This is a genomic window from Bradyrhizobium sp., from assembly GCF_019244115.1.
Lineage (GTDB): Bacteria > Pseudomonadota > Alphaproteobacteria > Rhizobiales > Xanthobacteraceae > Bradyrhizobium.
Window position 1 is genome coordinate 1 of sequence record NZ_JAFATE010000230.1, and the last position, 6,499, is coordinate 6,499.

Annotated in this window: 7 protein-coding genes; 3 read left to right on the top strand and 4 right to left on the bottom strand. The window is 62.2% G+C overall.

Features of this window, described 5'->3' with window-relative positions; genetic code table 11:
- From JOZ76_RS10370 to JOZ76_RS10380, 3 genes are all read right to left on the bottom strand, one after another.
- On the bottom strand, positions 1–1,070 hold a 1,070-nt coding region (locus JOZ76_RS10370; RefSeq protein WP_291698538.1), incomplete at its 3' end, for a RecQ family ATP-dependent DNA helicase.
- Between the two features lie 100 nt (positions 1,071–1,170).
- Complete coding sequence (locus JOZ76_RS10375) at positions 1,171–1,629, bottom strand: nuclear transport factor 2 family protein (protein ID WP_291698539.1); 459 nt, start codon at positions 1,627–1,629, stop codon at positions 1,171–1,173.
- A gap of 33 nt (positions 1,630–1,662) precedes the next feature.
- Positions 1,663–1,926 carry a hypothetical protein gene (locus JOZ76_RS10380; RefSeq protein ID WP_291698540.1) on the bottom strand — a complete coding sequence of 88 codons (264 nt, stop codon included), beginning with the start codon at positions 1,924–1,926 and terminating at the stop codon, positions 1,663–1,665.
- 258 nt (positions 1,927–2,184) lie between these two features.
- Between JOZ76_RS10380 and JOZ76_RS10385 the strand changes: the two genes are divergently transcribed.
- Entirely contained in the window at positions 2,185–2,814 is a 630-nt protein-coding gene (locus tag JOZ76_RS10385) for a DUF1326 domain-containing protein (protein ID WP_291698541.1), read from the top strand.
- Between the two features lie 36 nt (positions 2,815–2,850).
- Positions 2,851–3,672: a DUF2182 domain-containing protein gene (locus JOZ76_RS10390; RefSeq protein ID WP_291698542.1), complete on the top strand. Its 822-nt coding sequence runs from the start codon at positions 2,851–2,853 to the stop codon at positions 3,670–3,672.
- 151 nt (positions 3,673–3,823) lie between these two features.
- On the opposite strand, the gene JOZ76_RS10395 is transcribed toward JOZ76_RS10390, so the two are convergent.
- Complete coding sequence (locus JOZ76_RS10395) at positions 3,824–5,029, bottom strand: HEPN domain-containing protein (protein ID WP_291698543.1); 1,206 nt, start codon at positions 5,027–5,029, stop codon at positions 3,824–3,826.
- 178 nt (positions 5,030–5,207) lie between these two features.
- On the opposite strand from JOZ76_RS10395, the gene JOZ76_RS10400 reads away from it, so the two are divergent.
- Complete coding sequence (locus tag JOZ76_RS10400; RefSeq protein WP_291698544.1) at positions 5,208–6,080, top strand: bifunctional helix-turn-helix transcriptional regulator/GNAT family N-acetyltransferase; 873 nt, start codon at positions 5,208–5,210, stop codon at positions 6,078–6,080.
- Positions 6,081–6,499: the final 419 nt, after the last annotated feature.

Genomic DNA, 6,499 nt, shown 5'->3' on the forward strand with positions numbered 1-6,499 from the left:
TCGGTGCGCTTGCGTGCATCTGAAGCCTCCGACTCGTCGATGAAGCGGCGGCGGAGCGCGATGTCCTCCGCGCCGTAGAGCATCAGGGTTTCGGCGGGCAAGCCGTCGCGGCCGGCGCGGCCGGTCTCCTGGTAAAACGCTTCGACACTGGCCGGCAGGTCCGCATGCAGCACGAAGCGCACATCGGGCTTGTCGATTCCCATGCCGAAGGCGATGGTGGCGACCATGATCAGCCCTTGTTCATGCTGGAAGCGGCGCTGGTTTGCTTCCCGCGCCTTCATCTCCATGCCGGCATGGTAGGGCAGCGCGGTGAAGCCATGGGCGTTGAGGGTGGCGGCGATATCCTCGGTCTTGCGCTTGGACAGGCAATAGACGATGCCGCTCTCGCCTTTGCGGGGTTCCAGGAAGCGCAGCATCTGCTGCATCGTGCTGGTCTTCTCGGCAACGCCATAACGGATATTGGGGCGGTCGAAGCCGGAGATGAAGCTGTTCTGAGCGCCGATGTTCAGATGCTCGACGATTTCCGCCCTGGTCGGGGCATCCGCGGTCGCGGTGAGCGCGATGCGCGGCACGCGGGGAAAGAGGTCTGCGAGACAACTGAGCGCACGGTATTCGGGCCGGAAATCATGGCCCCATTGCGAAACGCAGTGCGCCTCATCGATGGCGATGAGAGAGAGTTGGGCGGATTTCAGCCGATCGAGGTTCTCGCCCTTCAGAAGCGTTTCCGGAGCCATGTAGAGCAGGTCCAGTTCGCTCTCTGCGATATCCCGCCACAGCAGATCCTTTTCCGCGCCCCAGAGCCGGGAATTGAGCGCCGCGGCCTTCACGCCGGCCTGTCTGAGCGCCGCCACCTGGTCTTCCATCAGCGCAATGAGCGGAGAGATGACGAGTCCGATCCCTGGACGCACCAGCGCCGGGATCTGATAACAGAGCGACTTGCCGCCGCCGGTCGGCATCAAGACGAAGGCGTGGTGGCCTGAAGTCACATGCTCGATGATGTCACGTTGCCGTCCGCGGAAGCTGTCATAGCCAAATACGGATTTGAGGATGGAGCGTGGATCGGCCAGCATGGGACTGTTTTTCTTCGGCGGACGCAGTGTCGGATATGTCTTTTTTTCGGCCGGTCGCCGGCCATCATAAGGCTACCCGCTAAAGCGTATTTTGGCGAGATCACCTTGTGGCCCGCTCGCCGGCAATTCTCGGCAGATCGAGATTGCCCTCCGCCCAGGCGCGGGCGAGCGTCAGGGAGGCGATGTGCCAGACCCCGTCGATCTTCTCAAAACTTATGTCGTAACAGCCGCCGACCAGCCAAAGGTCCCGTCCGGCCAATTCCACCTCCTTCACGAAGTGCCAGGCCACGACGGAGGCGGCCGCCCGGGCGGTGTCGCCGCTGATCGCGACGTCAGGCGTGCCGATGACGTGACAGGTCCGCGTGAAGCCAGGAAGCAGTTTTCGCCAGCCGCCGATGAGATCCTCGCGCGTCATCGCCTGTGCTTCGCCGCCGAACAGCGACGTATAGTCGACGCCGACCCGCGGTGCGAACAAGGCGAGGAGCCGGTCCCAATGCTGCCCATCCACGTGGACAGCGAGGGAACCGATGAGGTTGGCGATATGACTGCGGTCGTCCATCGCAAAAAACATTGTCGCCGCAGCGGCTGTCGGTCAAGCGGCGATCTCCGCCCCCGGCAACTGGCCTTCCAGCAAGGCGATGGTGACCAGGAGATTGTCCCGCCTGGCCCTGAGATTGCGGGCGAGGGTGGGGTAGGCGACGCTGGTGACGTCAAAAATGCCCGTTCGCTTCTGCTCGTCCTGGATATCGGACTCGAGCAGGTGAACCTGCCAGCGCAGGTCGGCGATCAGCGCCTGCAGTTTCATCGTGGTGCGGGGATTGCTTACGGGCGTCTCTAAACGGGATGTCGGCTTCATGGGTCTGTTCCGGTGTGGGACGCCTGGGGGCTGGCGTCGGGTTCGACGCTGCCTGTGCAACCGCAATGCCAGTGCGGTTGCAAATTGGCCGGTATTCGCCCATCCCCGCAATCTTACGGATATATCCGTGGGGCACATCCCGAGGATTTCCCCGCACAACGGTATCGGCTTGCGGTTCCTCCCCGCACAGCGTACCTTTCGCCCATAAGTTGCTCATTCGAAAGCAATCGATTGGCTGCGGCCTAGCGGGAGAGAGCGATGGCGGACCAGGTCGCATGGCACCTTTCCGGTGACTATTTTGAGAATTGTAGCTGCAGCATCGTGTGTCCGTGCCTGGTGTCAGCGGCCGCCCCGTTGACCGCGCGACCGACCGAGGGCTTTTGCAACGTGCCGCTGGTCTTCCACGTCGAAAGCGGCCGCTATGGCGATGTCGCGCTCGATGGACTGAACGTTCTGGTGATCCTCCACGCACCGGGGGTCATGGCAGAGGGAAACTGGTCGGTCGCCGCCTATATCGATCAGCGCGCCGACGATGCGCAGACCGAGGCGCTGGCCGCGATCTTCACCGGCGCCGCCGGCGGTCCGATGGCCGCATTCACGCCGCTGATCAGCAAAAATCTCGGGGTGCGTAAGGTCCCGATCACATTCCACATCGAGGGCAAGACGCGGTCCGCGGAAATCCCTGACATTCTGCACATGTCCGTCGATCCGTTGCCGACGATGCATCCGAGCGGGGAAATGTGGGCCAACATCGGCCATCCGGTCAGCCCCGACAGGATGGTGATGGCCGTCGGCGCCGCCGGCAATGTTTTCACCGATCACGGCATGCGCTGGGACAATTCCGGCAAGAACGGCCTGTACGCGCCGATCAGCTGGTCGAACGCCTGATCCGGCCCTGCGACAAGGCCGGCCACATCACTCGCAATGACCGACAGCGCCCTTGAAACCGTGCTGCGCCGCGACCGCTTCATCGTCGGCGGCGCGATCACCATCATCGTCGCGCTGGCATGGTTCTATGTGCTCTGGCTCGCAAGCGACATGGACATGGGCGGCATGGACATGACTGATTTTCGCATGATCCCGGCCGGAGTCGGTCTCATGCTGCCCGCCAGCGAGCCATGGCGCGCGATCGAGTTCGGCTATGTGTTCGTGATGTGGGCTGTCATGATGGTCGGGATGATGGGCCCGTCGGTAGCGCCCATGATCCTGATGTACGCCCGCGTGGGCAGGCAGAGCAGGGCGCAGGGCAAGCCGTTCGCTGCGACCGGCTGGTTTGCGGCCGGCTATCTCATCGCCTGGAGCGCCTTTTCGCTGGCGGCAACTTTTCTGCAATGGGGGATCGAGCGCGCAGCCCTGCTGGATTCGAAGATGGTGATGTCGAGCAGCGTGCTCGGCGCCATCGTGCTGATCGCGGCAGGGGCCTATCAATGGACGCCGCTCAAGAACGTCTGTCTCGCGCAGTGCCAGTCGCCGTTTCTGTTCCTGATGCGCAACGGCGGCTTTCGCAAGGACGTGCGAGGCTGCCTGCTGCTAGGGCTTCGGCACGGCGGCTATTGCGTCGGCTGCTGCTGGATCCTGATGGCGCTGTTGTTCGTCGGCGGGGTGATGAACGTGCTCTGGATTGCGCTGCTGGCACTGCTTGTCCTGTTGGAGAAACTGACCCCGTTCGGACGATGGATCGCGCGTGCCGCCGGTATTGGATGCCTAGCCGCGGGCGCCTGGCTGCTGGTGTGGCCGCCGCAGTAATCTGAGGGCGTGCAGAGGATGTTCCGAGTGGGAAGGTCTCAACCGCGGTGCAGCTTTTGGTCGACACGCATGTGGATGCGAGTCAATCTTCAAAGCCGACAATGGCGCTACCGCGCCAAAATCGTTGCTTAGACGAGCATTTTGCTGGGCCTTAAGAATCCTTCGCTTTGGACTCGAGCGCGCGAGCTATCGTGGTCTGGAGTTCTCGATGTCCCTCTGCAAGCCCCAGAATGGTTGGCCATTCTGGCGGATTTCTCCAACCTTTACCCCAACTGCTATCAAGTAATTCATCGAGTGCTTCGCACGCGCCGATTTCGCGATCACTCAGGCCATAAAGACCCTCCTTAGCAAGTCGCAACTTGACGATCAGCGGATAAGTGAACGCGGCTATTACGAGATGCTGCCAATCTGTCCAATTCTGACTGAATTCCGACTTGGGGCCTCGATGGACTATCGAGCTGCGTGCTTCGTAGAGCTCCTTCATCCATTTTCGATGAATTGGCCAATTCTTTTGAGCTTCAACATATTTTGAATCGGGCTTTATCCGTTTCGCTTTCGCAATCGTCCGTCTCGCAAAAGCTGCCCAGCAATCAGTGAACGCTGCCGCCACGGCCTGTGCATTTGGGATGGCTGGTTCCAGTATTTGCTCAAATGCGATCGCCGATAAGAGCACACAAGTTTTCCAATCCAGCTCTGAAGTTTCGGCGTGAGCCAGCAAGAAGGTGTCCAGCGACAATTCTAGTGCCGGGATTATTGAACAGTTTGAACGTCGCGCTTTTGCAATCGCTTTGATCAAATGCTGGTTGACGACGTGGCACTCTGTCCCTTCAATCTGAGCCGGCCGCTGGAACTGAATGTCTTTGTACCGCATGCCCCCAATCTGCAGACCGCCGCCACGCCTTGGAAAAAAGGGCGAGATCCGGTCTGATCCGGCTTCAACCCCCTGACCGATAATTCGGAACATGGTTGAGTTTAAGTGTGGACTGAAGTGTCCCTCGAAAAACCGCTGCTCAGCCAAGCAAGCTAACGCCAGCGTTTTCGTTGCCTGTGCAACTAGGTCCCAATGATTGCGTGGGATGTTCCAAGCATGCGGGTGACGCGCTCGGAGTACGATTGTGCAGCTCTTAACCGGCTGACCGCTCTTGCCGACATAACACTTGAGCACCTTCTCGACCGTTGGTGCAATGTCGCGCCCGACAATTGATTCAATTTCCGTAATCTGCAAAGGACAGAAACGAAAGCGGTCGACCCGGACACAACCAGGCAAGGTAAGCCAGGGTAAGAAGATAATGAAGCCGGCGCTTGGCAAGGGCCAATTCCCTGCGTTTGGATTCGACACTTTATTGCTCGCCGTCATCGTTACCACCACAACGCCTCGGGTCCCCGGCTATTCTATCTATGGGGGGCAGGTACATTGGGACAGAAGCGCGCCCGCTCGTCTCTGGCCGGCCGGCGATGCGGCGCAGCCATGCGGCCGTGAAAGGGCGGAGCCTCGCCTGTTTGACAATGGCTATTATCTGACTTAAGTCAGATATATGCTCGATGCCGTCTCCCGCGTCCGCAGGTTCAACCGCGCCGTCACCTCCGAGGTCGGCGCGCTCGACAATTCGTTTCTGGGGCGCGGCCGGCCGCTCGGCGCGGCGCGCGTGCTCAATGCGATCGGGCAGGGACGTTCCGACATCGCCGAGATCCGCGACTATCTCGGCCTCGACTCGGGCCTGATGAGCCGCCTGCTCCGCAGTCTCGAGGAGGAGGGACTGATCGAGACGATGGTGCATGCCGATGACGCACGCCGCCGCGTCGCGACGCTGACACGCGCCGGCCGGCGCGAGTTCAAGGCCTATGAGGCCCTTTCCAACGCGCAAGCCGAGGCGTTCTTGGCCCGGCACGCCCGACCGGATGCGCTGCTCGCGGCAATGGACATGATCGGCTCGGCGCTCGGCGTGAGCCGCGCCACCGTGCAGGAGATGAACCCGACGAGCACCGAGGCGCGCTATTGCCTCGGCGAATATTATGGCGAGCTCGCGCGCCGCTTTGCGCAAGGTTTTGATGTCGCGCGCTCGCGCGATCCCGACGCCGCCGACATGCGCCGGCCGCGCGGCGCGTTTTTGGTGGCGATCTCCGACGGCCTGCCGATCGGCTGCGTCGGACTGAAGGGAACGGACGGCGACCTCGCCGAGATCAAGCGGCTGTGGGTCGCACCGTCAGCGCGTGGCCTCGGGCTCGCCCGGCGCCTGATGGATGCGGCCGAGGGCGCGGCGCGCGCGCTCGGCATCACCGTGCTGCGGCTCGACACCAACAGCGCGCTTCCCGAAGCGGGCCAGCTTTACCGGACGAGCGGCTGGCGCGAGATCGCGCGCTTCAATGACGATCCCTATCCGGACCTGTTTTTCGAAAAGCGGCTTTGAAAGCGGCGGCGGGCGCACGCACGGCCGACCAAGCCGTAGAGTGGACAAAGCGAAGCGTGCCCATCATCGAGGTCGCGGTTCGCTGGGAGATGGTGGGCACGGCGCAAGCGCGCCTTTGCCCACCCTACACTGCTGTTTTTCGAAAAGCGGCCGTGACCCGGCGGTGTGCGACAGCGGGTGGGGCAAGCCCCGCACATCGCGGCGTCGTTCAGATGCCCCCACCCCAGCCCTCCCCCGCAAACGGGGGAGGGAGCGCGCCACCCATGTGGTACCGATCGAACCTCATCTCGTGGCGCGTCACCCCGCCGCGGCGTTGATCTCGGCCGGCTGCGGTTTGCGCTCGAACCTTGCCCGCTCGTCACTGGCCGCCGCGGGCAGCCCCGCGAAGCGGCGCAGCGCTTCCGCCATTTTGGCGCGGC

Coding starts and splice junctions, on each gene's coding strand:
- JOZ76_RS10375 (WP_291698539.1), bottom strand. CDS start 1,629: ATGGACGACCGCAGTCATATCGCCAACCTCATCGGTTCCCTCGCTGTC.
- JOZ76_RS10380 (WP_291698540.1), bottom strand. CDS start 1,926: ATGAAGCCGACATCCCGTTTAGAGACGCCCGTAAGCAATCCCCGCACC.
- JOZ76_RS10385 (WP_291698541.1), top strand. CDS start 2,185: ATGGCGGACCAGGTCGCATGGCACCTTTCCGGTGACTATTTTGAGAAT.
- JOZ76_RS10390 (WP_291698542.1), top strand. CDS start 2,851: ATGACCGACAGCGCCCTTGAAACCGTGCTGCGCCGCGACCGCTTCATC.
- JOZ76_RS10395 (WP_291698543.1), bottom strand. CDS start 5,029: ATGACGGCGAGCAATAAAGTGTCGAATCCAAACGCAGGGAATTGGCCC.
- JOZ76_RS10400 (WP_291698544.1), top strand. CDS start 5,208: ATGCTCGATGCCGTCTCCCGCGTCCGCAGGTTCAACCGCGCCGTCACC.